Raw genomic sequence first — 21421 nt, 5'->3', positions numbered from 1 at the left:
GCGATTGCCGCCTAAGCGTCAGCGCATGGCCTACAAGTCCCTGCGCGATTTTCTTGCGACCCTCGAAGCCGACGGCGAACTGGTCCGCGTGTCGGAGCCCGTCTCCACCCATCTGGAGATGACCGAGATCCAGACTCGTCTGCTGCGCAACGGCGGCCCGGCGGTGCTGTTTGAGAAGCCGGTCATGCCCGACGGCTCGATCAGCCCCATTCCCTGCCTGGCCAACCTGTTCGGCACGGTGAAGCGGGTCGCCATGGGCGTGACGCTGGAGGGCAAGCAGCGCACCACGGCGGGCGAGCTGCGCGAAGTCGGCGAACTGCTGGCCTTCCTGCGCAACCCGACGCCGCCGCGCGGATTCTCCGACGCGATGGAGATGCTGCCCCTGGCCCAGACCGTCATGTCCATGCGGCCCAAGACGGTGAAGAAGGCCCCGGTGCAAGAGGTGGTGCTGACGGGCGATCAGATCGACCTGACCGCCCTGCCCATTCAAGGCTGCTGGCCCGGTGAGCCCGCGCCGCTGATCACCTGGGGTCTGGTCGTCACCAAGGGGCCGTCGGACGACCGCGAGGACGACTTCAACCTGGGCATCTATCGGATGCAGGTGCTGGGCAAGGACAAGGCCATCATGCGCTGGCTGGCCCATCGCGGCGGGGCCCAGCACTACGCCCGGCACAAGAAGGCTGGAAAGCGGGAGCCCCTGCCCTGCGCCGTGGTTCTGGGCGCCGATCCGGGGACCATCCTGGCCGCCGTGACCCCGGTGCCGGACACCCTGTCGGAATATCAGTTCGCCGGCCTGATGCGCGGCGCCAAGGCCGAGCTGGCCCCGTGCAAGACCGTGCCGCTGATGGTCCCGGCCCAGGCCGAGATCGTGCTGGAAGGCCACGTCCTGCTGGACGAGTTCGAGGACGAAGGCCCCTACGGCGACCACACCGGCTACTACAACTCGGTCGAGAAGTTCCCGGTCTTCCAAGTCAGCGCCATCACCATGCGCAAGGACCCCATCTATCTGACGACTTTCACCGGCCGTCCGCCGGACGAGCCGTCGGTGCTGGGCGAGGCGCTGAACGAGGTCTTCATCCCCCTGATCCGGCAGCAGTTCCCCGAGATCGTCGACTTCTGGCTGCCGCCCGAAGGATGCAGCTACCGCATCGCCGTGGTGTCGATGAAGAAGGCGTACCCCGGCCACGCCAAGCGGGTGATGATGGGCTGCTGGAGCTATCTGCGCCAGTTCATGTACACCAAGTGGATCATCGTCGTGGACGACGACATCAACGCCCGCGACTGGAAGGACGTCATGTGGGCCGTCTCGACCAAGATGGACCCGGCGCGCGACATCACCGTCATCGAGAACACCCCCATCGACTATCTGGACTTCGCCTCGCCCGAGAGCGGCCTGGGCTCCAAGATCGGCCTGGACGCCACGGACAAGTGGGAGCCCGAGACCAAGCGCGAATGGGGCGAGGAAATCCGCATGGACGAGGATGTGATCGAACGGGTCAACGACATCTGGGATCGCCTGGGCCTGCCGGGCGACAAGAGTCCGATCTGGAAATAGACCCCTCTCCCGATGGGAGGGGGCTTGAGCGCACGAGAGCGCAGCGATCGTTCTTGCGCGAAAGGGTGAGGGTTCGCGGTTGAGGAGGTCGCGCGACGGCTGACGCCGACGGACAGGACAAGCCCCTCACCCTTTCGCCTTATCCAATCGCCTTCGGCTCTTGGAGGCTCAAGCCCTCTCCCGCCGGGAGAGGGTTGGAAGCAGCGAAAGCTTGCCTCATCGGACCATTCGGCCCACCAAAGCGCATGCGCTCCTGTCTGCTGTTCGCCGCCGCCCTTCTGCTTGCGAGTCCCGCCATGTCCCAGACGCCCCCATCGGCCCTGCCCAATGTCGCGCCGTGGGATCAGGCCTTCCTGCCTCCTGCGCCTGCCTGGAACGGCGCCAGCCGCGCCCTGTTGCGGGACGCCGCCGACCCGTGGGTCACGGGCTTCGAGGCCGATGCGGCGCACGACTTCTCGCCGAGCTACGCCGACACCCGCGCCTGGTTCGACAAGCTGGACGCCGCCAGCGACCTGATCCGCATCGAACAGTTCGGAACCTCGCCGGAAGGGCGCCCGATCTACGCCGTGATCGCCTCCAAGGACGGCGCGACCTTCGATCCGAACAAGCCCGTCCTACTGGCCCAGGCCGGCATCCACCCCGGCGAGATCGACGGCAAGGACGCGGGCATGATGCTGCTGCGCGACATCGCCTTTTACGGCAAGGACGACCTGCTGGACCGGGCCAACCTGATCCTGATCCCGATCCTGAGCGTCGACGGCCATGAGCGCACCGGCCCGTATTCCCGCCCCAACCAGCGCGGGCCGCGCAATCAGGGCTGGCGCCACACGGCGACGAACCAGAACCTGAACCGCGACTTCATGAAGCTGGATCAGGCCGAGATGCAGGCCGTCATGGGCCTGATCCACAAGTACAAGCCGGACCTCTACGTCGACATCCACGTCACTGACGGCATCGATTATCAATACGACGTCACTTTCGGCTACAACGGCGAGGACGGCGTCTGGAGCCGCAGCCCGGCCATCGCCAAATGGCTGGACGCCGCCTTCAAGCCCGCCATGTACGAGGCGCTGGAGGCTCAAGGGCACATCCCCGGCGAACTGATCTTCGCCATCGACGACCGGGATCCCAAGAAGGGCCTGAACGACGGCGGTCTGGGCGAGCGCTTCTCCAACGGTTGGGGCTCGGCGGCCCACATCCCGACCATATTGATCGAGAACCACAGCCTGAAGCCGCACGAACAGCGGGTGCTGGGAACCTACGTCTTCCTCGAACAGGCGCTGAAGCTGCTCGCTGAAAAGTCCGGCGACCTGCGCGCCGCCATCGCCGCCGACCGCGCCCTGCGTCCCGCCGAACTGCCCGCCAACTTCGTCAGCGACGACACGCCCTCGCGCACCCGCCCGTTCAAGGGCATCCGCTACGAGACGTTCGACAGCGTCGCCTCGGGCCGCCCCGAGATCCGCTGGCTGGGCCAGCCGGACGCCGAACTTTGGCAGATGCCCTTCTACGGTTCGCACCCGACTCTGACGCTGAAGCGGCCGAGCGCCTATTGGGTGCCGTCCTATCGTCAGGACGTGATCGAGCGCCTGCGCACCCACGGCGTGCAGATGGAGACGCTGGACGCCCCGCGCACCGTCGCCGTCGACATGCTGCGCCTGGTCGATACCAAGGTGTCGGGCCGCACCAACGAGGGCCATGTGCCGATCTCGGTCAGCGACGTCCGGGCGGAGGCCCACGAGTGGACCTTCCCTGTCGGCTCGGTGCGCGTGCCGACCGATCAGCCGATGGGCGACGTCGCCGTCCTTCTGCTGGAGCCGCAGTCGAACGAGAGCTTCTTCGCCTGGGGCATGTTCCCCGAGGTGCTGAACCGCGTCGAATACATCGAGGCCTACGCCATCGCACCGCTGGCCGAAAAGATGCTGGCCGCCGATCCGGCGCTGAAGGCCGCGTTCGAGGCCAAGCTGGCCGCCGACCCCGCCTTCGCCGCCGACGGCGACGCGCGCCTGGCCTGGTTCTATGAGCGCACGCCCTTCTATGACCAGCGCTATCGCCTCTATCCGGTGGGGCGCGAAAATTGAGCCTGATCCCGACCATTCAAGCGGCCGCCCTATGGGGCGGACTGCTGATCCTGCTGCTGCTGGTCCTGTCGGGCGTGGTGGTGAACCGGCGGCGCAAACATCTGGTCGAGTTCGGCGACGGCGGCGTGCGCGAACTGGTCTGCGCCACCCGCGCCTTTTCCAATGCGGCCGAATACATCCCCGCCGGCATGTGCGGGCTGATCCTGCTGGCCTTCCTCGGCGCCCCGGCCCTGTTGATCCATGCGGTCGGCGGGATGCTGTTCGCCGGGCGGGTGATTCATGCGCTGGGCCTGCTGTTCCAGGAAGGGCCGTCGCTGGGCCGTTCGGTCGGCATGATCCTGACGTGGCTGGCCCTGCTGGTGGCCGCGGTCAGCCTGATCGCCTGGTCCATTCTCTAGTCTGGCTGTTGCGGGCGCGGGTTCCGTCCGCCATATCGGGGCATGTCCGATAAGACGCCCTCCCCCGACATCCTCAACGATCTGATCTCCGCCGCGCTGAAGGCCGGCGCCGATGCGGCCGAGGCCGTGTCCGCCCATCGCGCTTCCCTGTCCGTCGGCGTGCGCAACGGCGCGCTGGAAGACGTGGAGCGTGAAGAAGCCCGCGACCTGGGCCTGCGCGTCTTCATCGGGCGGCGTCAGGCGACGGTGTCCGCCTCTGACCTGTCCGACGCCACCCGCGCCCGTCTGGTAGAGCGCGCCGTGGCCATGGCGAAGCTGGCGCCGGAAGATCCCTACGCCTCGCTCGCGCCGCAGGACCGGCTGGCCGCCGCGCCCCATGCCGATCTCGACCTCTATGATCCCGCCGAACGCTCGGCCGAAGCGCTCGAAGCGGCCGCCGCCGAAGCCGAGGCCGCGGCTCTGGCCGTATCGGGCGTGTCCAAGTCGGAAGGCGGCCACGCCTCATGGTCGGCCAGCGAGTGGCGCCTCGTCACCTCGCACGGCTTCGACGGCCGCCATCGCGGCAGCGCCTTCTCTCTGGGCGTCGGCGTCATCGCCGAGAAGGACGGCGCCATGGAGCGCGGCGGCGAAAGCCGCGCCGTCCGCCACCTGTCCGACCTGCCGGACGCCGCCTCCATCGGCCTGAAAGCGGGCGAGCGCGCCGTCGCCCGCGTCGGCCCGCGCAAGATCGATTCGACCTCGGCTCCGGTCATCTTCGAGAACCGCGTCGCGACCCAGGTGCTGTCGCCGCTGCTGGGCGCCATTTCCGGTCCGTCGATCGCGCGCGGCAGCTCCTTCCTGAAGGACAAGCTGAACCAGAGCGTCCTGCCGAGCGGCGTCGACCTGATCGACGACCCGTTCCGCCCGCGCGGCCTCGGCTCCACCCCCTTCGACGACGAGGGCGTGGCCGTCGAACGGCGCGAGATCGTCAGGGACGGCGTGCTGACCACCTGGCTGCTGAACACGGCCTCAGCGGCGCAGTTGGGCCTTCAGACCACCGGCCACGCCTCGCGCGGGCTGGCGGGGCCGTCGGGCGTCTCGACCCACAACCTGCATCTGACGCCGGGCGAAGGCGATCTGGACGCCCTGATGGCCCAGGCCGGGACCGGCCTGCTGATCACCTCCATGTTCGGCCCCTCGCTGAACGGCAACACCGGCGACTGGTCGGCGGGCGTGTCCGGCTTCTGGTTCGAAAACGGTCAGCGCGCCTATCCGGTCAGCGAAGTCACCGTGGCGGGCAATCTGATCGACCTCTACGCCCGCCTGCAGCGCGCGGCAGACCTGGAGTTCCGCAGCGCGTTCAACAGCCCCTCCCTGCTGTTCGACAAGGTGGCGATCGCGGGCAAATGAGCGACGCTTCTTCAGCGCTTTGGGCCGCCGACCTCGCCCTGATCCGCGACGCGGCGCTGGCCGCAGGCCGGCTGGCGCTCGAACACCGCGAGGCCGGGCTGAAGGTCTGGTCCAAGGACGGCGGCTCGCCCGTCACCAGCGCCGATCTGGCGGTGGATCAGCTGCTGCGCGACACGCTCCTGACCGCCCGCCCCGACTACGGCTGGCTGTCCGAGGAGACGGCCGACAGCACGGAGCGCCTATCGAAGAAGCGCATCTTCGTCGTCGACCCGATCGACGGCACGGTCGCCTTCATGAAGAACAAGCCGTGGTGGTGCGTGCCCATCGCCGTGGTCGAGGACGGCCGCCCGGTCGCCGCCGTCATCCACGCCCCGATGATGGACGAGCTGTTCGAGGCGACGCTGGGCGGCGGCGCGCGCCTGAAGGGACGGCCGATCAGCGCGTCCGACACCGACGACCTGGAGGACGCCGAGCTTCTGGCCGACGCCCGACTGATGGAGGCGCGCGAATGGGACGAGCCGTGGCCGCCGATGCGCTTTTCCAAACGCAACGCCCTGGCCTATCGCATGGCCCTGGTGGCGGCGGGGGCCTTTGATGCGGCCATCGCCATCAGCCCCAAATGGGACTGGGACGTCTGCGCGGGCGCCCTGATCGCCGAAGAGGCCGGGGCGAAGGTCAGCGACCACATGGGCCGTCCCTGGCGCTTTAATCGCCCTGATCCGCGTCAAACCAGCCTGATATGCGCCGCACCGGCCCTTCACCCGTTGATCGTAAGGCGCACAGCGCCTATCCCGCTGGCCATCTGACATTCCTCCCGCAATGGACCCCCTCTCCATGGCCGACTCTCACGATCCCCAACTGCTTCACCTCGTCATCGGCGGCGAGATGCGCCACCCGGCCGAGCCGGTCTTCCGCGATCTGTCCCAGGTCGAGTTCGTCGGCGCCTTCGGCAACTATGAAGAAGCCAAGAAGGCGTGGAAGGCCCGCGCCCAGGCGACCGTCGACAACGCCCACATGCGCTATTTCATCCTCCACGCGCACAAGCTGATCGACCCGCGCAGCGACGTCTGATCCAGCGCTCAGGGCGTCATCACGCCGCTGTTCCGGAACCGTCGAGGCGGCTGATGCGCTTTCGAGTCAGTCGCCTTTGTTCTTGAACAGGATTTCCCATGCTGCCGACGATCATTGTGCTGCTGCTGGTCGTGGTCGCTGTCGCGGCGATCGTCTGGGTCGTGCGTAGGGGCCCCAAGCACGTCCCCCGTCCCGGCGAGGATCAGGACACCGCCTGGAACGACCCCATCACCCCGGCCGATCGAGACCCTCGACCTTGACCTTTTTCGGCCAGACGCTGGACGGCCAGCAGATTTTCAGCCTGGTCTCCATGCTCGCCGTGTTGGCGCTTTGCATGGTCACCTTGCGGCGCCGCATCGAACACGACCGTCAAATGAAACGGTGGAAAAAAGAGCAGTCCGTGCGTCAGGCTCCGTCTCGCGGCCCCGAGCCCGGCGGCCCGTGGGGCTGAGCTATTCCCGTTTCAGCAGGCGATCCACCACCAGCTTGCCCCACCAGCCGGCCTTGAACTCGGCCCGAATGGCCTTGGGATCATAGGCTTCGCTTTCGACCCAGTCCTCGAAGCTGACGCCCGTGGGTTCAACCTCGGCGACATATTTCTCCAGAGTATAATCCAACACTCCGGTCAGCCCCTCACGGCTGTGCAGGGTGCGCTTGCCCAGTTCCTCCATCGCCTCAGAGATCGGCTCGCCTAGATGGAAGTGCCGATAGAAAACCGCCATCATCCCCGCCCGGTCCGCGCCCGACTTGCAGTGGATCAGGGCCGGATACTCGATGGTCTGAAACAGGACCTTGGCCCGGCGCACCCGGTCCTTGCCCGGCGGATCGCGCGAATCTAGCGGCGCGTCGATCAGCGTCAGCCCCAGCTTGTCGCAGGCGTCCTTCTCCAGCCAGTAATAGGCCTCGTCCCTCTGGCCGCGCAGGTTGACGACGGTCTTGATCCCCTGCCGTTTCCAGAAGGCCAGCTGTCGCGGCGAGGGCTGGTTGGTCCGCACCAGGTCCGGCCCCAGCCAGTGGGCGTTGGTGAAGGCCGTGCGCAGGAAGGCGTGATCGGCCCAGAAATAGGACCAATGCGCCTTGAAACGGCCGAACGGCGTAGTCAGATCGAAGCGCCCCATGGCGGCGAGATAGCGCCGTTTGCACCCCGCGTCACCCGTCCGGCGGCGCCTCTCTCGTTCGCGGCCGCTTGACTTGCCGCCTCAGCCGTTCGACCGAAGGCCGATGACCGTTCCCGCCCCCCAACTCGACGCCCGCGAGCCGCTGCGCCCCCTGCTCGCCCGCATCTGGCGGGACTATCTGTCCCAGCACAAGCCGGCCTTCTTCGCCTCCTTGCTATGCGCCGCCGTCTCGGGCGGGCTGACCGCCGTGCTGCTGAAATTCCTAGAGCCGGCCATCGACCTGCTGTTTGGCCGGCACGAGGGGCCGGTGACCGTCTGGGGCGTGGTGACGCTGCCGGCCGACAAGGTGCTGATCGTCATCCCCCTGTTCATCGTCGTGGCGGCGGTGATCCGGTCCCTGGCCATGGCGGGTCAGTCGGCCCTGGTGAACCGCCTGGGCCACGGCATCGTCGGCGACATCCAGAAGCAGCTGTTCTCGGGCATGATCCGGGCCGACCTGTCGCGCCTGCGCAGCCAGCATTCGGGGACCTTCGTCTCCTCCGTCCTGTTCGACGCCAATCTGGTGCGCGAGGCCTTCACCTCGGGCGTGGTCAACTACACCCAGAACGCCCTGATGCTGCTGGGCGTCATCGTCGCCATGGGCTTCATCGACCTGCCGCTGACGCTGATCGTCCTTCTGGGCGTGCCGCTGGTCAGCTGGATCATCCGCCGCTTCGGCAAGAAGTCGCGCAAGGCCGCGCGCGGCGCCATGGCCGAGACCGAGGCCCTGTCCAGCGCCCTGATGGAGAACCTGGACGGGGTGCGCGTCATCAAGATCGAGAACCGCGAAGCCGCCGAGGAAGCCCGCGTCGCCGCCGTCATCGACCGCCGCCAGCGCCATGTCATCAAAGGGGCTGACAGCCGCGCCTTCGCCGGACCGGCGAGCGACATCGTCGCCTACGCCATCGTCGCCGCCGTCATGGCCTATGCCGGCTGGCGCGCCGGCCAGGGCGAGATGACCGTCGGCGCCTTCGCCTCCTTCATCGGCATGCTGCTGTTCGCCGGCCAGGCCCTGCGCCAGGTGACCAATCTCAGCACCGTGCTGAGCGAGGGCCTGACCGCCGCCCGCCGCCTGTTCGCAGCCCTGGACATCGAGCCCGAGATCCGCGAGGCGGCCGACGCCGTCGAACTGCCCCCCGGCCCGGCGACCGTGGCCCTGGAAGACGTCTCCTTCGCCTATCACGCGGGCGAAGAGGGCGCGGCCCCCACCCTGTCGGACGTCAGTCTGCATGTCGCGCCGGGCGAGACCATCGCCCTGGTCGGCCCGTCGGGCGGCGGCAAGTCGACCATCCTCAGCCTCCTGCCGCGCTTCTACGACGTGACCTCGGGCCGGGTGACGATCAACGGCCGCGACGTGCGCGAGCTGAGCCTGGCTTCCTTGCGCGACCACATCGGCCTGGTGACGCAGGAGCCCTTCCTGTTCGACGACACCATAGCCGCCAACATCGCCTATGGCGGGCAGGGCGCGACCGCCGAACAGATCATCGAGGCCGCCCGCGCCGCCGCGGCCCACGACTTCATCGCCGCCCTGCCCGAGGGCTACGCCACGCGCGTCGGCGAGGCGGGCCTGCGCCTGTCGGGCGGCCAGCGCCAGCGCATCGCCATCGCCCGCGCCTTCCTGAAGGACGCGCCCATCCTGCTGCTGGACGAGGCCACCAGCGCGCTGGACACCCAGAGCGAGGCCATGGTGCAGGCGGCGCTGGAACGGCTGATGGACGGCCGCGCCACCCTGATGATCGCCCACCGCCTGTCGACGGTGAAGAACGCCGACCGCATCTACGTCATCGACGGCGGCCGCGTCGTCGAGGAAGGAACCCACGACGCCCTGGTGGCGCGCGGCGGCCTCTACGCCCGCCTGGCGCGGCAGCAGTCGCTGGACAGCGACCCGGAAGCCTTGCCCGGGTTCGACACCCTGCCGCCTCTGGCCGAGCTGCCTGACGAGACGGGCGCATGAGGCCGCTGCGCAACCCGGTCATCCAGGACGCCGCCGCCTGGCTTTTGTCCGAGTGGATGCGGTTCTGCTACGCCACCACACGCTGGACGCATGAGAACGAACATCTCGCCGAAGAGGTCTGGGCCGACGGCGGCGGCGTGCTGTGCGCCTTCTGGCATTCGCGCCTCGCCCTGGCGCCGGTCTGCTGGCCCATGAAGCGGGCGCAGCAGGTCAAGGGGCTGGTTTCGCTGAGCGCCGATGGCGAGTTCTTCACCAAGGCCGTAGGCCGCCTGGGCATTCCCGCCGTACGCGGCTCTTCCTCCAACAAGGACAAGGCCAAACAGTCCAAGGGGGGCGCTCAGGCCCTGCGCGACGGCCTCAAACAGCTGAAGGTCGGCGGCCTGGCCATCACGCCAGACGGCCCGCGCGGCCCGGCGCGCCAGATGGCCGAAGGCCTGCCGCTGATGGCCAAGATGTCCGGCGCCCCGGTCCTGTTCATCGGCCTGTCGTGCAAGCCGGCGATGCGACTGAACAGCTGGGACAAGGCGGTCCTGCCCCTGCCGTTCGGACGGGGCGCCATTGTCTGGGACAAGGCCTGGTATCCCCAAGGCGCCGATCTGGCCGAGGTCGCCGCCGACTGGACCGCGCGCATGAACGCCGTCGAGGCGCGCGCCGACGCTATCACCGGTCTGGAGCGCGTCTGAGCGTGTCCTTCAGCCCTGCCCTGATCGTCTATCAGCTGCTGACCCGCCTTCTGGAGCCGCTGGCCCCGCGCCTGCTGGACGCCCGGGTCCGCAAGGGCAAGGAAGACCCCGCCCGCGTCGATGAACGGCTGGGCCAGCCCGGCATGGCGCGCCCCGACGGGCCTCTGGTCTGGATCCACGGCGTCAGCGTCGGCGAGGCCCTGTCCATCCTTCCGCTGGCCGAGCGAATCCGCAAGGATCGGCCAGACGTGACCGTGCTGGTCACCACCGGCACCCTGACCTCGGCCCAGGTGCTGGCGAGCCGCCTGCCGCGCGGCGTCATTCACCAGTTCGCCCCGGTCGACGCGCCCTCGGCGGTCGCCGCCTTCCTCGACCACTGGCGGCCCAATGTCGGCGTCTTCGTCGAGAGCGAGCTGTGGCCCAATCTGCTGACCACGGCGCAAAAACGCGGCGTGCCGCTGGCCCTGGTCAGCGCCCGCATCACCGACAAGACGGCGCAAGGGTGGAGGAAGGCCCCCGGGATGGCCCGCGCCCTGATGAACGGCTTTTCGCACGTCTGGCCCCAGGATCAGGACAGCGCCGACCGGCTGACGGCGCTGGGCGCCCGCGTCGACGGCCAGGTGAACCTGAAGCTGTCCGGCGAGCCCCTGCCCTATGACAGGGGCGAGTTTTCCCGCCTGTCGGCCCTGATCGACGACCGCCCCGTCGTCGTCGCCGCCAGCACCCACGAGCATGAGGAAATGGCCATCGTCGGCGCGCTGGATCATCTTGCCGACCGCCTGTTTCTGATCGTCGTGCCGCGCCACCCGGAGCGCGGCGACGCCATCGCCGAGGCTCTGAGCCACGACGGCTACGGCTTTGCGCGGCGCAGTCAGGGCCAGCCGATCTGCGACCAGACCGACATCTATCTGGCCGACACCCTGGGCGAACTGGGCCTGTTCCTGCGGCTCGCCGATGTGGTGGTCATGGGCGGCTCCTTCGCCCCGGCGCTGGGCGGCGGCGCGGTCGGCGGCCACAACCCGCTGGAGCCTGCGCGCCTGGCCAAGCCCATCGTCACCGGGCCGGACGCCAGCAACTGGCAAGCCGTGACCCGAATGCTGAAGCAGGCGGGCGGCCTCGTCTCCGTCCTGTCGCCCGCCGAACTGCCCTCGGTCGTCGGCCCCATGCTGGCCGACCCGGACGCCGCCCGCGACATGGGCGAACGCGCCCGCCGCTCCGCAGAGGCCGCCGCCGCCGGGCTGGACCGTCTGTGGCTGGCGCTTCAGACCCACCTGCCCGCCGCCCCGTCGCGGAGGCGCCCGTGAAACTGAACACCCCCCGCTGGTGGTACAGCCGCGAGCGTCGCCACGCCCCGGTGACGCGGATGCTGCTGAAGCCCGCCTCATGGCTGTGGGCGGGCGTGACGGCGCGCAGGATCGCCCGCGCCACGCCCGTCGATCCGGGCGCGGCGGTCGTCTCCATCGGCAATCTGACGGTCGGCGGCTCGGGCAAGACGCCGGTCGCGCGTGAGACGCTGCGCCTGCTGCGAGATCGGGGGATCGAGGCCGCCGCCCTGTCGCGCGGCTATGGCGGCAAGCTCGAAGGCCCGGTCCGCGTCGATCCGGCCGTCCACACCGCCGCCGACGTCGGCGACGAGCCGCTGATGCTGGCGCAGGGCTCGCCCGCCTGGATCGCCCGCGACCGGGTTGCAGGCGCCCGGGCCGCTGCAGCCGACGGCGCCGCCGTCCTGGTGCTGGACGACGCCCATCAGAATCCCGCTCTGAAGAAGGCGATCAGCCTGATCGTGGTCGACGGCGAGACGCGCGGCGACGAATGGCCGTTCGGCGACGGCTCGGTCTTTCCGTCCGGCCCGATGCGCGAGCCCCTGAAGGCGGGTCTGGCGCGCGCTGACGCCGTGGTGGTGCTGCTGCCCACCGACCTGGCCGAGGTCGATCCGGAACTGATCGACGTGTTCGGCGGCCTGCCCGTCTTCATCGCCCGACTGGCGCCCGAAGGCCCGCCGCCGCCGGGGCCGCAGGTCGGCTTCGCGGGCATCGCCAAGCCGTGGAAGGTGGAGCGGTCGCTGATCGCCGCCGGGTGCGATCTGAAGGACTTTGTCCCCTTCCCCGACCACGCCGAACTGTCGGATCGCGACTTCGCCTTCCTGAATGATCGCGCGTCGGTCTACGGCGCCGGTCTGGTGACGACGGAAAAGGACTGGGTCCGGCTCAGCCCAGAAAGAAGGGCCAGGGTTTCGCCCTGGCCCGTCGTCGCTCGTTTCGAGGATGAGGCGGCTTTCGCCGCCTTCCTGCTGGATCGGCTGAAACCTCAGTCCTGACGGAAGACCTGGCCGCCCTTCATGACGAAGCGGACGCGCTCAAGCTCGGTCACGTCGGTCAGCGGGTCGCCGGCGACGGCGATCAGGTCGGCCGGCATGCCCGGCGCGATACGGCCCGCTTCGGCCGAGATCTTCAGGTGCTCGGCGGCGCCGATCGTGGCCGACTGGATGGCCTGAAGCGGCGTCAGACCGGCGCGGACCAGCAGGGCGAACTCCTGGGCGTTGTCGCCGTGGGCCGAGACGCCCGAGTCGGTGCCGAAGGCGATCTTGACCCCGCCGCGATGGGCGCGGGCGGCCATATCCAGCATCTTGGGACCGGCTTCCAGGGCCTTGGCGCTCTGCGCCGGGGTGAAGAAGTTATCGGGCCCCGAGGCCACGCGCGCGACGAAGTCGCCCGCCAGCAGGGTCGGCACCAGCCAGGCGCCGTTGGCCTTGAACAGGCGCATGGATTCGTCGTCCAGATAGGTGCCGTGCTCGATGGAATCGCCGCCGGCCTTCAGGAAGGCGTTGATGCCGTCGGCGCCGTGGGCGTGGGCAGTCACCTGACGACCCATCCGGTGCGCGACCTCGACGATGGAGGCCAGCTCGTCCTGGGTGAACTGCTGGTTCAGGCCAGCGGCGGTGTTCGACAGCACCCCGCCCGTGGCTGTGATCTTGATGATGTCGGCGCCCGCGCGCACCTGGGTCCGCACCGCACGACGGCAGTCTTCGGCCCCCGAACAGACGCTCTCGTTCGACAGCACGTGCAGGATGTCTTCACGATAGCCGTTGGCGTCGCCATGGCCGCCGTGGACCGAGACGGACGAACCCGCGGCGATGATGCGCGGTCCGACCACGTCGCCGCGCCGCACCGCGTCACGCAGGGCGAAGATCGACTCATTGGCTCCGCCCAGGTCCGCCACCGTGGTGAAGCCCGCATTCAGCGTGCGACGGGCGTGGCGCGCGCCGACCATGGCCTGATCGGCATTCGACATGGTCAGGCGGTCCAGCCGGCTGGTCGGGCTCTGCTCGCTGCCCAGGTGGACGTGGCTGTCGATCAGGCCGGGCAGCACGAAGGCCGAGCGCAGATCGACGACGTTCCCCTCGCCGACGAAGCCGTCGCGGATTTCGACGACCTGGTTCCCTCTGATCACGAGAGTTTTATCGCGCAGCACGCGGCCGCTGGCCGGATCGGCCAAAAGCCGCCCCACTTGGACGAACTTCGTCGCCTGTTCAGCCGAAACCGGCGCTGCCGCCGGGGTTTGGCGCGCCTCGGCGCCGGTGGCAGCCAAAACAGCTGCGGTCACAATCAGGGCAAGCTTTTTCATGTATCCCTCCCGTTTCTGAAGCGTGCAACATAACCATTCCAATCTTCACGCCAAGGCCAAGGTTGCGTTCCAACGACGCTTCATGAAACAAGCCGATACAGTTGTTTAACCGTGCGGGGGGCGTCGCATGCGGCTTTCCAGACGTGGCTTGATTTTGGGCGGTTCGGCCCTGTTGGCGGGGTGCTCCTCCGCCGCTTCCACCTCTCAAATTCAGCTCGCCGGAGCCGTCGCTCCAGCCCTGCCGATCGTGCCTGAGCGCGCGCGCTCGGCTCACGTGCAGATGGCCAACGCCGGGACGACGATCGATCCCCACGGCGTCGTGCGCCCCGACCTGATCGAGCGCGCCCGCGCCGCGATGGACGTGCACGGTCATAAGATCTCGAAGCGCGACCGGATGTATCTGGTCGATTTCCAGAAATTCTCGGGCGAGGACCGCCTGTATGAGGTCGATCTGGAAGGCGGCTGGGTCACGGCCTATCGCACCAGCCACGGGCGCGGCTCGGACCCGGCGCATTCAGGCTTCGCGCAGCAGTTCTCGAACCGTCCGGACAGCCATATGTCGTCGATCGGCGCCTACGCCACGGCGGGCGCCAGCTGGGGCAGCCAGCAGGGGCCGAACGTCCTGCTGGACGGGCTGGAGTATTCCAACAATCTGGCGCGCGAACGGGCCATCATCATCCACGGCGCCGACTACGCCGACCCGGCCTTCCTGGCGCGCCAGGGCAAGCTAGGCCGTTCCTACGGCTGCTTCTCGGTGTCCCACGCCGACCTGGTTCCCCTGCGCGAACGCATGGGCGAGGGTCGGCTGTTGTTCGCGATGACCTAAAGCCCGGGGGGAGCCGCTTAGCGCGGCTCCAGCGCCCGCCAGCCGATGTCGGTGCGGTGGAAACCGCCCGGCCAGTCGATCTTCGCAATCGCGTCATAGGCGCGCTCGCGCGCCTGGGCCACGTCGTCGCCATAGGCGCAGACGTTCAGCACCCGGCCGCCCGCCGCCGCCAAGGCGCCGTCGTCGCGCAGCTTGGTCCCGGCGTGGAAGACTTGGACGTGCGGCCCGAAGTCCTGGTCCGCGCCGCGAATGACCGAGCCTTCCAGCGGGCTGTCGGGATAACCCTTGGCCGCCAGGACGACGCAGATCACTACGCCCGGCTTGAAGGCCGGCGCCGGCGCCTGGGTCAGATCTCCGCGCGCGCAGGCCAGCAGCAGCGGCACGACATCGCCGTCCAGCCGCATCATCAGCACCTGACATTCGGGGTCGCCGAAGCGGGCGTTGAACTCGACCACCTTGGGGCCTTCAGCCGTCGCCATCAGGCCGACATAGAGGACGCCGCGATAGGGAACGCCTTCCTCGGCCATCTTCTGGATAGTCGGAACAACCACGCGTTCGTTCGCCGCCTCGGTGAAGGCCGCCGTGAAGACGGGCGCGGGCGAATAGGCGCCCATGCCGCCGGTGTTCGGCCCCAGGTCGCCGTCGAAGGCGCGCTTGTGGTCTTGCGCGCCGCCGAACAACACCGACCGCGTCCCGTCCGACAGGACGAACAGGGAGCCCTCCTCCCCGTCCATGAATTCCTCGATCACCACGCGCGATCCGGCCGCGCCGAACCGGCCGCCCAGCATCCGCTCGATCTCGGCCTCGGCGTCGGCGCGATCGGGGCTGATGGCCACGCCCTTGCCCGCCGCAAGACCGTCGGCCTTGATGACATAGGGGGCCGAGTACCGATCCAGCGCCGCCTTGGCCGAGGCGACGTCCTCATAGACGCCATAGCCCGCCGTCGGGATGCCCTGGCGTTGCAGAAAGGCCTTGGAGAAGGCCTTGGAGGTCTCCAGTTGCGCCGCCGCCTGGGTCGGGCCGAAGCAGGGGATGCCCGCCGCCTGCAGCCGGTCGGCCAAGCCTTCCGCCAGCGCCGATTCGGGGCCGACGACGACCAGGTCCGCCTTCATCTCGCGCGCCAGGGCCGCCAAGCCTTCAGCGTCTGTCGCCTTCAGGTCGGGGCGCATCTCGCCGAGCCAGGCCATGCCGGGATTGCCGGGCGCGACGACAAGCCGCGTGACCAGCGGCGACTGGGCGATCTTCCAGGCCAGGGCGTGTTCGCGCCCACCCGATCCGACGAGCAGAATGTTCATCCGGGCGGAATGGCCGCGCGCGTCGTTCCGGTCAAGCGCCCGAAAGGGTTAGCGGACGCGCGATCAGGCCAATCAGGGCGTCCAGGCGGGCATGGCCTTCAGCTGCTCAAGCGTCATATCGGCCACGAGATCATAGTCGTCGCCTTCCTTTCGGGGCGTCAGACCATCCAGCGAAATGCGCACCCAGCGCGGTCCGCCCTGCCCGGCCGGCTCGATGATCAAGCCCGTAACCGCGCCCGAGGCGTCCACATCGACCCGCTGGACGTCGCCCAGATCACCGCCCGCCGGGGTGATCAGATCGGCGTCCTCCAGTTGCTTGACGGTCAGGCCCAGCGCTGTGGCGCTTGCCGCCGGAGCGGGCGTATGCGTCATCGTCGGCGCCGAGGCCGCATCGGGCGAAGCTTCCGGCGTCTTTGTCGGCTTGGAGGGCGCCTCTGAGCAGGCCGCCATCAGGGCCAAGGCCGAGGCCGCGGCGAGCCATATCCTCGTCATCACATCCTCCTGTCCTAGATCAGGGCCGAGACCACATAGACGACGGCGCCGGCCAAGAGAATCACGCCCAGTATCAGCCAGGGACTGAGCGCCGGGTTATGACTGCGGCGGGCCAGATCGCGCTCGCGCGCCTGATCAGCCGGCAGGTCATTGTCCGTTGCGTCGTCCGGAGTCGGGTCTGGGGACTGCACCATGATGCGCGAACGCGCGCGGAGAGGCGCCCGTTCCGCCACGCTTGTCGTCCATGTCTTTGCGACGGCGACCGCCCCGGTTAGGGTGGCGCCATGACCTCCGACGACGACTACGCCTTCGAGGGCGCGGCCCCGCAGCCCGCCCGCGACAACAATCCGCCGCTGTCGATCTCGGAGCTGAGCTTCGCCCTCAAACGCACGCTGGAGGAACGCTTCGGCCATGTGCGGCTGCGCGGCGAGATCTCCAAGGTGAACCGCCACGCCTCGGGCCACGTCTATCTGACGCTGAAGGACGACAAATCGGCCATCGACGGCGTGATCTGGAAGGGCGTGGTGCGCGGCCTTGGCGTCCAGCCCGAGACGGGGCTGGAGGTCATCGTCACCGGCAAGATCACCTCATACCCCGCGCGGTCCTCCTATCAGATCGTGATCGAGAGCATGGAGGCGGCGGGCGCAGGCGCCCTGCTGGCCCAGTTGGAGCGGTTGAAGGTCAAGCTGCGGGACGAGGGTCTGTTCGACCCGGCGAAGAAGAAGGCCCTGCCGACCTTCCCCGCGACCATCGGCGTCATCACCAGCCCGACCGGCGCCGTCATCCGCGACATCCTGCACCGGATAGCCGAACGCTGGCCCTGCCGCGTGATCGTCTGGCCGGTGGTGGTCCAGGGCGACGCCGCCAGCGGTCAGGTCGCCAACGCCATCCGCGGGTTCGACCAGATGACGCCGGTCGGCCCGATCCCCCGCCCCGACCTGCTGATCGTCGCGCGCGGCGGCGGCTCGGTCGAGGATCTGTGGTGCTTCAACGACGAGGCTCTGGCGCGCACGGTCGCGGCCGCCCGCATCCCCATCATCTCGGCCGTGGGGCACGAGACGGACACCACACTGATCGACTTCGTGTCGGACCGCCGCGCGCCGACCCCGACCGGGGCGGCCGAGATCGCCACGCCGGTGCTGGCCGACCTGCGCTGGGCGCTCAGCGATCTGGAGGGGCGGCTGTCGCGCGCGGGGGCGCGGATGCTGGAAGACCGCCGCACCCGCCTGCGCGCCGCCGCGCGCGGCCTGCCCGCCCGGCCCGAAGACCTGCTGGCCCTGCCGCAGCAACGACTGGACCACGCCGCCAGCCGACTAGGCTCAGGGCTGCACCGCAACGTCGCCGTGCATGAGCGCCAGCTGGCGGTCGCGGCGGGTCGGCTGACGCCCGGCCTGCTGCGCGCCCGCGTCGAGCGGGGACAGGACCGCCTGCGCGGCGCCGCCGACCGTCTGGGCGCCGCGCTACAGGCCGGGGTCGCCCGCAATGAGCGTCGCCTGCTGCAGACCGCGGGCCGCCTCAGCCCCGCGCCCCTGCATCGCCGCCTCGATCAGCGGCAGGCGCGGCTGGAGGCCCTCAGTCTGCGTCTGGAGGGCGTCATGCCGCGTCGGCTGGAGCGCGCCGAGGACCGCCTCGCCGCCCTGTCCCGCGCCCTGACCACGCTGAACCCCAAGACGCCCAAGCCCGGCTTCGCCCGCATCGAGGACGCCGAGGGCGCCATGATCGCCTCGGCCGCCGCCCTGTCGCCGGGGCAGGTGGTGCGGATCGTCTTCAACGACGGCGCCAAGGACGCGACCATCGACGGCGAGGGCGCGACACCGCGCCCGACGCCTAAGCCTGCCCCGCGCCCCAAGGCCCCGCCTGCAGGCCAAGGCGACCTGTTCTGACCCCTGAAAATTCCGCTCATCCCGGCGTCCGCCGGGATGAGCGGGTTTAGAAGGGTGGCGCCCTATCGGCGGGCGGTCTCGGCCAGCACCGCCTTCACCGCCTCGATGTCCAGCGCCTCGACCGTCACCGTCTTGCCATCGATCACCGAAGTCGTCGTCTGCGCCTTCAGCAGGGAGTTGAGGATGGCCTCCTCCGTCGCCTCGGCGACCGCGACGAACAGGGGCGACATGCGGTCGTTCGGCCAGTCCGCGACCATCGCCTGCCCCGCCCGGCGCTCAGGCGTCCGCCGCACGCCCTCCGCCGTGGAAAACGCGATCGCATAGTCCCCCGACCCGTTCGAGAAGGCCGCCCCAGTCCGCGCCAGCCCGGCGAAGGCGCGGTTGGCCAGCCGCTCCAGATTGCGGTCCGACAAAGGCGCATCGGTCGCCACTACGATCATGATGGAGCCGTCGGCGCGCTCATTCTCCACCTCTTCGCGCAAGTAGTAGCGGCCCAGCCGCACCCCGACCGGCGCTCCGTCGATGCTCAACACGCCGCCATAGTTCGACTGGACCAGCACCCCGACGGTGAAGCCGCCCAGACTGTCGGGCAGTTTGCGCGAACTCGTCCCGATCCCGCCCTTGAAGCCGAAAGCGATGGTTCCTGTCCCGGCGCCGACCGCGCCCTGCTCCACCGGCCCTGGCGTCGCCGTCTCGATGGCCCGCACCACGTCGGCGGCCGTGACGACGCGCGCGCGGATGTCGTTCAGCCCGCCGTCGTTCGTCTCGCCCACCACGGCGTTGACCGAGCGGACGTCCTCATGCCCCGGCGGTTTCAGCGTCCAGTCCAGAACGCCGTCGATCCCCCGCGCCACCGACAGGGTGTTGGTCAGGACGATGGGCGTCTCGATCTCGCCCAGCTCCATGATCTGCGTCGCGCCCGCCAGCTTGCCGAAGCCGTTGGCCACCGACAGCCCGGCCGGAACCTTGTCGCGGAACAGAGAGCCGCCGTGCGGCACGATGGCGGTGACGCCGGTGCGGACGCTGTCGCCCGAGCGCAGCGTCACCTGCCCCACCTTCACGCCCGTCACGTCGGTGATGGCGTTCAGCGGCCCCGGCGACAATATGCCCGGCGCCCGGCCCAGGTCGCGAATGGTCGGCCGCTCGGCCGCTCCGTCCTGAGCGTTCGCGCCAGGCGCGGCGACCAGAACGGCCGCGGAAACGGCGGCGGCCAGGATGTCGGCGGGCGATCGAGACATGGAACATCCGATTTTGTGACGTCAGACGCTCAGATGACGGCGATTCGCCTGTCGTCCCCCACAAGCTTCGCGTTATGATGGCGACATGAGCACCCAGCCTCCTTCTTCCGCCTCCAGCGAAGCGGCCTGCCTGCACTACGGCGACGGCGAGTTCGCCGTTCTGTCGGCCGGCGCCTTCGTGCGGTGCGCCGTCAGCGGCGCGGCCATCCCTCTGGCCGCACTGCGCTACTGGTCGGTCGAGAAGCAGGAAGCCTACGCCGGACCGCGCGAGTATCTGACGGCCGCCGGGCGCTGAGCCCTTTTCCGATGTCATGGCCGGATCGTTTCCGGTCGCCCTGTTTCTCGGTGTCCTGAGATGTCCGCCCTGAGTTCGGTCCACGTCCTGCTGGTCGACGACAATCCCAATATGCGCGCCATCGTCGCCGCCATGCTGAAGTCCGTCGGCGTCGGCCGCCTGAGCGAGGCTGAGGACGGCGTCGTGGCGCTGGAGCTGTTGCGCCGCGAAGCGATCGACATCGCCATCGTCGATTTCCGCATGAAGCCGATGGACGGCGCCGCATTCACCCGCGCTGTCCGCAGCGAAGGCGACAGCGCAAACCCCTATCTGCCGGTCATCATGATGACAGGGCACTCCGAAAAGAGCCGCGTGACCGAGGCGCGCGACGCGGGCGTGACCGAGTTCGTGGCCAAGCCGGTCAAGGCCCAGACCCTGCTGACGCGGATCGAGGCGGTGATCCTGCGTCCCCGCCCCTTCGTGCGTTCGCCCAGCTATTTCGGGCCGGATCGCCGGCGCACAGGAACGAAGGACTACGCCGGTCCTTTCCGCCGCGCCGAGGACGGCGTGCTGGATTAGGCGTCCGACGCCCGCAGCGCCTCATAGACCTGGGGCGGCCAGCGCTTGTGGACCCAGAACCAGTCGACGGGATGCTCGCGCACCCGATCCTCCACAAAGCGGTTGGCGGCCTGGACGCCCGCCAGCACATCGGCGGCCTTGTCGCCGGTATCGGCCACGGCGATCGGCTCATGCGCGGTGACGCGGAAGCGCACGCCGGGCAGGCGCACCACCGACAGGGGCTGCATCACCGTGTCGAACTTCAGCGCCATGCGCGCCGCGCCAGGCGAGGCGTTGACCGGCTGGCCGAAGAACTCGACCTCCGGTCCCTGGCTGTATTTCTGATCGACCAGCAGGGCGATGGATTCGCCCCGCTTCATCCCCGCCATCAGCTCGCGCGTGCCGTCGCCCTTGGGCGCGAACAGCTTGATGCCGTAACGCTCGCGGCTCTGGCGGATCAGGGCGTCGACATAGGGGTTGTTGGCCGCGCGATAGGTCACCTGACACGGCACGCCGGCCGCCATGATGACCGCCGCCATCACCTCGAAATTGGCCAGATGGCCCGAGATCAGCACCACCGGCTTGCCGCTATCGCGCACGGCGTGCAGCCGCTCCAGCCCGACGATGTCGATGCGCCCGCTTTCCGGCGTCAGCCGGTCCATGACGGCCAGTTCGGCGAAGGTGCGGCCCGTCTGCTCCCACTGATCCACGGCCAGGCGGTCGCGCTCGGCGGCGTCCATGTCGGGGAAGGCGATGCGCAGGTTTCGCGTCACCGTCTTGTGCGTGCCGGTCAACGGCCCCAGCGTCCGCAGCAGCATGCCGCCGAAGCCCGAGGCCCGCTCGACGCCGAGCAGGCGTAGGAAGCCGAACAGCCCGCGAAACGCCGCCGCCTCCAGCCGCCAGACCAGATCCTGGCTCATTTTAGCGGCGCCGCCGCCCTTCGGGC

At 69.1% G+C, this 21421-nt stretch carries 23 protein-coding genes; 16 read left to right on the top strand and 7 right to left on the bottom strand.

What is annotated here, in order from left to right; all coding sequences use genetic code 11:
- The first annotated feature begins 25 nt into the window (after nt 1-25).
- The 8 genes from PIB44_RS04740 (at nt 26) to PIB44_RS04705 (ending at nt 6942) form a co-directional block, all read left to right on the top strand.
- Entirely contained in the window at nt 26-1555 is a 1530-nt protein-coding gene (locus PIB44_RS04740) for a UbiD family decarboxylase (protein ID WP_278070609.1), read from the top strand.
- 296 nt (nt 1556-1851) lie between these two features.
- Complete coding sequence (locus PIB44_RS04735; RefSeq protein WP_376787729.1) at nt 1852-3633, top strand: M14 family metallopeptidase; 1782 nt, start codon at nt 1852-1854, stop codon at nt 3631-3633.
- The gene (locus tag PIB44_RS04730; protein ID WP_025978341.1) at nt 3630-4031 is read left to right on the top strand and encodes an MAPEG family protein; all 402 of its coding nucleotides are present in this window, start codon (nt 3630-3632) and stop codon (nt 4029-4031) included. The genes PIB44_RS04735 and PIB44_RS04730 overlap by 4 nt, the downstream gene beginning before the upstream one ends.
- Before the next feature lie 42 nt (nt 4032-4073).
- The gene (locus PIB44_RS04725; protein WP_278070607.1) at nt 4074-5420 is read left to right on the top strand and encodes a TldD/PmbA family protein; all 1347 of its coding nucleotides are present in this window, start codon (nt 4074-4076) and stop codon (nt 5418-5420) included.
- Nucleotides 5417-6226, top strand: a complete 810-nt coding sequence (locus PIB44_RS04720; protein ID WP_025978343.1) for a 3'(2'),5'-bisphosphate nucleotidase CysQ — start codon at nt 5417-5419, stop codon at nt 6224-6226. Before PIB44_RS04725 ends, PIB44_RS04720 begins: the two co-directional genes overlap by 4 nt.
- Before the next feature lie 13 nt (nt 6227-6239).
- Nucleotides 6240-6491, top strand: a complete 252-nt coding sequence (locus PIB44_RS04715; protein WP_035302662.1) for a DUF4170 domain-containing protein — start codon at nt 6240-6242, stop codon at nt 6489-6491.
- Between the two features lie 98 nt (nt 6492-6589).
- Nucleotides 6590-6751 (top strand): hypothetical protein, encoded by a 162-nt coding sequence (locus PIB44_RS04710; protein WP_167309442.1) that lies wholly within the window; start codon nt 6590-6592, stop codon nt 6749-6751.
- Nucleotides 6748-6942 carry a hypothetical protein gene (locus PIB44_RS04705; RefSeq protein ID WP_227157315.1) on the top strand — a complete coding sequence of 65 codons (195 nt, stop codon included), beginning with the start codon at nt 6748-6750 and terminating at the stop codon, nt 6940-6942. The genes PIB44_RS04710 and PIB44_RS04705 overlap by 4 nt, the downstream gene beginning before the upstream one ends.
- 1 nt (nt 6943) lies before the next feature.
- On the opposite strand, the gene PIB44_RS04700 is transcribed toward PIB44_RS04705, so the two are convergent.
- Complete coding sequence (locus tag PIB44_RS04700; protein WP_278070606.1) at nt 6944-7609, bottom strand: fused DSP-PTPase phosphatase/NAD kinase-like protein; 666 nt, start codon at nt 7607-7609, stop codon at nt 6944-6946.
- A 103-nt stretch (nt 7610-7712) separates the two neighbouring features.
- On the opposite strand from PIB44_RS04700, the gene PIB44_RS04695 reads away from it, so the two are divergent.
- The 4 genes from PIB44_RS04695 to lpxK are packed head-to-tail and all read left to right on the top strand — an operon-like array spanning nt 7713 to nt 12602.
- Nucleotides 7713-9602 carry an ABC transporter ATP-binding protein gene (locus PIB44_RS04695; protein WP_134580061.1) on the top strand — a complete coding sequence of 630 codons (1890 nt, stop codon included), beginning with the start codon at nt 7713-7715 and terminating at the stop codon, nt 9600-9602.
- Nucleotides 9599-10285: a lysophospholipid acyltransferase family protein gene (locus tag PIB44_RS04690; protein WP_278070605.1), complete on the top strand. Its 687-nt coding sequence runs from the start codon at nt 9599-9601 to the stop codon at nt 10283-10285. Before PIB44_RS04695 ends, PIB44_RS04690 begins: the two co-directional genes overlap by 4 nt.
- A gap of 2 nt (nt 10286-10287) precedes the next feature.
- Complete coding sequence (locus tag PIB44_RS04685) at nt 10288-11589, top strand: 3-deoxy-D-manno-octulosonic acid transferase (RefSeq protein ID WP_278070604.1); 1302 nt, start codon at nt 10288-10290, stop codon at nt 11587-11589.
- Entirely contained in the window at nt 11586-12602 is a 1017-nt protein-coding gene (gene lpxK / locus PIB44_RS04680; RefSeq protein ID WP_025978350.1) for a tetraacyldisaccharide 4'-kinase, read from the top strand. Before PIB44_RS04685 ends, lpxK begins: the two co-directional genes overlap by 4 nt.
- Here the strand turns inward: lpxK and PIB44_RS04675 are convergent.
- Nucleotides 12593-13909 (bottom strand): metal-dependent hydrolase family protein, encoded by a 1317-nt coding sequence (locus PIB44_RS04675; protein ID WP_278070603.1) that lies wholly within the window; start codon nt 13907-13909, stop codon nt 12593-12595. The two genes, lpxK and PIB44_RS04675, sit on opposite strands and share 10 nt — an antisense overlap.
- Before the next feature lie 280 nt (nt 13910-14189).
- Here PIB44_RS04675 and PIB44_RS04670 point away from each other — a divergent pair, with 280 nt between their 5' ends.
- Complete coding sequence (locus tag PIB44_RS04670) at nt 14190-14735, top strand: murein L,D-transpeptidase catalytic domain-containing protein (RefSeq protein WP_278070602.1); 546 nt, start codon at nt 14190-14192, stop codon at nt 14733-14735.
- 17 nt (nt 14736-14752) lie between these two features.
- On the opposite strand, the gene purD is transcribed toward PIB44_RS04670, so the two are convergent.
- The 3 genes from purD to PIB44_RS04655 form a co-directional block, all read right to left on the bottom strand.
- A complete protein-coding gene (purD, locus tag PIB44_RS04665) occupies nt 14753-16030 on the bottom strand; it encodes a phosphoribosylamine--glycine ligase (protein ID WP_278070601.1) in 1278 nt (425 codons plus the stop codon).
- 72 nt (nt 16031-16102) lie between these two features.
- Nucleotides 16103-16522 carry a hypothetical protein gene (locus PIB44_RS04660; RefSeq protein ID WP_278070600.1) on the bottom strand — a complete coding sequence of 140 codons (420 nt, stop codon included), beginning with the start codon at nt 16520-16522 and terminating at the stop codon, nt 16103-16105.
- Between the two features lie 14 nt (nt 16523-16536).
- The gene (locus PIB44_RS04655; RefSeq protein ID WP_278070599.1) at nt 16537-16755 is read right to left on the bottom strand and encodes a hypothetical protein; all 219 of its coding nucleotides are present in this window, start codon (nt 16753-16755) and stop codon (nt 16537-16539) included.
- Between the two features lie 51 nt (nt 16756-16806).
- On the opposite strand from PIB44_RS04655, the gene xseA reads away from it, so the two are divergent.
- Entirely contained in the window at nt 16807-18405 is a 1599-nt protein-coding gene (gene xseA, locus PIB44_RS04650; RefSeq protein WP_278070598.1) for an exodeoxyribonuclease VII large subunit, read from the top strand.
- Between the two features lie 62 nt (nt 18406-18467).
- On the opposite strand, the gene PIB44_RS04645 is transcribed toward xseA, so the two are convergent.
- Nucleotides 18468-19643: a DmpA family aminopeptidase gene (locus PIB44_RS04645; RefSeq protein WP_278070597.1), complete on the bottom strand. Its 1176-nt coding sequence runs from the start codon at nt 19641-19643 to the stop codon at nt 18468-18470.
- An 85-nt stretch (nt 19644-19728) separates the two neighbouring features.
- Between PIB44_RS04645 and PIB44_RS04640 the strand changes: the two genes are divergently transcribed.
- Together PIB44_RS04640 and PIB44_RS04635 are read left to right on the top strand one after the other, a co-directional pair.
- The gene (locus tag PIB44_RS04640) at nt 19729-19938 is read left to right on the top strand and encodes a DUF2093 domain-containing protein (protein WP_278070596.1); all 210 of its coding nucleotides are present in this window, start codon (nt 19729-19731) and stop codon (nt 19936-19938) included.
- 60 nt (nt 19939-19998) lie between these two features.
- A complete protein-coding gene (locus PIB44_RS04635) occupies nt 19999-20496 on the top strand; it encodes a response regulator (RefSeq protein WP_278070595.1) in 498 nt (165 codons plus the stop codon).
- Here the strand turns inward: PIB44_RS04635 and PIB44_RS04630 are convergent.
- Nucleotides 20493-21395, bottom strand: a complete 903-nt coding sequence (locus tag PIB44_RS04630) for a lysophospholipid acyltransferase family protein (protein WP_278070594.1) — start codon at nt 21393-21395, stop codon at nt 20493-20495. The two genes, PIB44_RS04635 and PIB44_RS04630, sit on opposite strands and share 4 nt — an antisense overlap.
- Nucleotides 21396-21421: the final 26 nt, after the last annotated feature.

This window comes from Brevundimonas sanguinis (assembly GCF_029636725.1).
Classification (GTDB): domain Bacteria; phylum Pseudomonadota; class Alphaproteobacteria; order Caulobacterales; family Caulobacteraceae; genus Brevundimonas; species Brevundimonas sanguinis.
Note: the sequence above shows the minus strand (reverse complement) of the source record. Positions and strands in the feature narration are given on the sequence as shown.

Excerpts from the sequence above, each read along its gene's own strand:
- PIB44_RS04740 (WP_278070609.1), top strand. The coding sequence starts at position 26 with ATGGCCTACAAGTCCCTGCGCGATTTTCTTGCGACCCTCGAAGCCGAC.
- PIB44_RS04735 (WP_376787729.1), top strand. The coding sequence starts at position 1,852 with ATGTCCCAGACGCCCCCATCGGCCCTGCCCAATGTCGCGCCGTGGGAT.
- PIB44_RS04725 (WP_278070607.1), top strand. The coding sequence starts at position 4,074 with ATGTCCGATAAGACGCCCTCCCCCGACATCCTCAACGATCTGATCTCC.
- PIB44_RS04720 (WP_025978343.1), top strand. The coding sequence starts at position 5,417 with ATGAGCGACGCTTCTTCAGCGCTTTGGGCCGCCGACCTCGCCCTGATC.
- PIB44_RS04715 (WP_035302662.1), top strand. The coding sequence starts at position 6,240 with ATGGACCCCCTCTCCATGGCCGACTCTCACGATCCCCAACTGCTTCAC.
- PIB44_RS04710 (WP_167309442.1), top strand. The coding sequence starts at position 6,590 with ATGCTGCCGACGATCATTGTGCTGCTGCTGGTCGTGGTCGCTGTCGCG.
- PIB44_RS04700 (WP_278070606.1), bottom strand. The coding sequence starts at position 7,609 with ATGGGGCGCTTCGATCTGACTACGCCGTTCGGCCGTTTCAAGGCGCAT.
- PIB44_RS04695 (WP_134580061.1), top strand. The coding sequence starts at position 7,713 with ATGACCGTTCCCGCCCCCCAACTCGACGCCCGCGAGCCGCTGCGCCCC.
- PIB44_RS04690 (WP_278070605.1), top strand. The coding sequence starts at position 9,599 with ATGAGGCCGCTGCGCAACCCGGTCATCCAGGACGCCGCCGCCTGGCTT.
- PIB44_RS04675 (WP_278070603.1), bottom strand. The coding sequence starts at position 13,909 with ATGAAAAAGCTTGCCCTGATTGTGACCGCAGCTGTTTTGGCTGCCACC.
- PIB44_RS04670 (WP_278070602.1), top strand. The coding sequence starts at position 14,190 with ATGGCCAACGCCGGGACGACGATCGATCCCCACGGCGTCGTGCGCCCC.
- purD (WP_278070601.1), bottom strand. The coding sequence starts at position 16,030 with ATGAACATTCTGCTCGTCGGATCGGGTGGGCGCGAACACGCCCTGGCC.
- PIB44_RS04660 (WP_278070600.1), bottom strand. The coding sequence starts at position 16,522 with ATGACGAGGATATGGCTCGCCGCGGCCTCGGCCTTGGCCCTGATGGCG.
- xseA (WP_278070598.1), top strand. The coding sequence starts at position 16,807 with ATGACCTCCGACGACGACTACGCCTTCGAGGGCGCGGCCCCGCAGCCC.
- PIB44_RS04645 (WP_278070597.1), bottom strand. The coding sequence starts at position 19,643 with ATGTCTCGATCGCCCGCCGACATCCTGGCCGCCGCCGTTTCCGCGGCC.
- PIB44_RS04640 (WP_278070596.1), top strand. The coding sequence starts at position 19,729 with ATGAGCACCCAGCCTCCTTCTTCCGCCTCCAGCGAAGCGGCCTGCCTG.
- PIB44_RS04635 (WP_278070595.1), top strand. The coding sequence starts at position 19,999 with ATGTCCGCCCTGAGTTCGGTCCACGTCCTGCTGGTCGACGACAATCCC.
- PIB44_RS04630 (WP_278070594.1), bottom strand. The coding sequence starts at position 21,395 with ATGAGCCAGGATCTGGTCTGGCGGCTGGAGGCGGCGGCGTTTCGCGGG.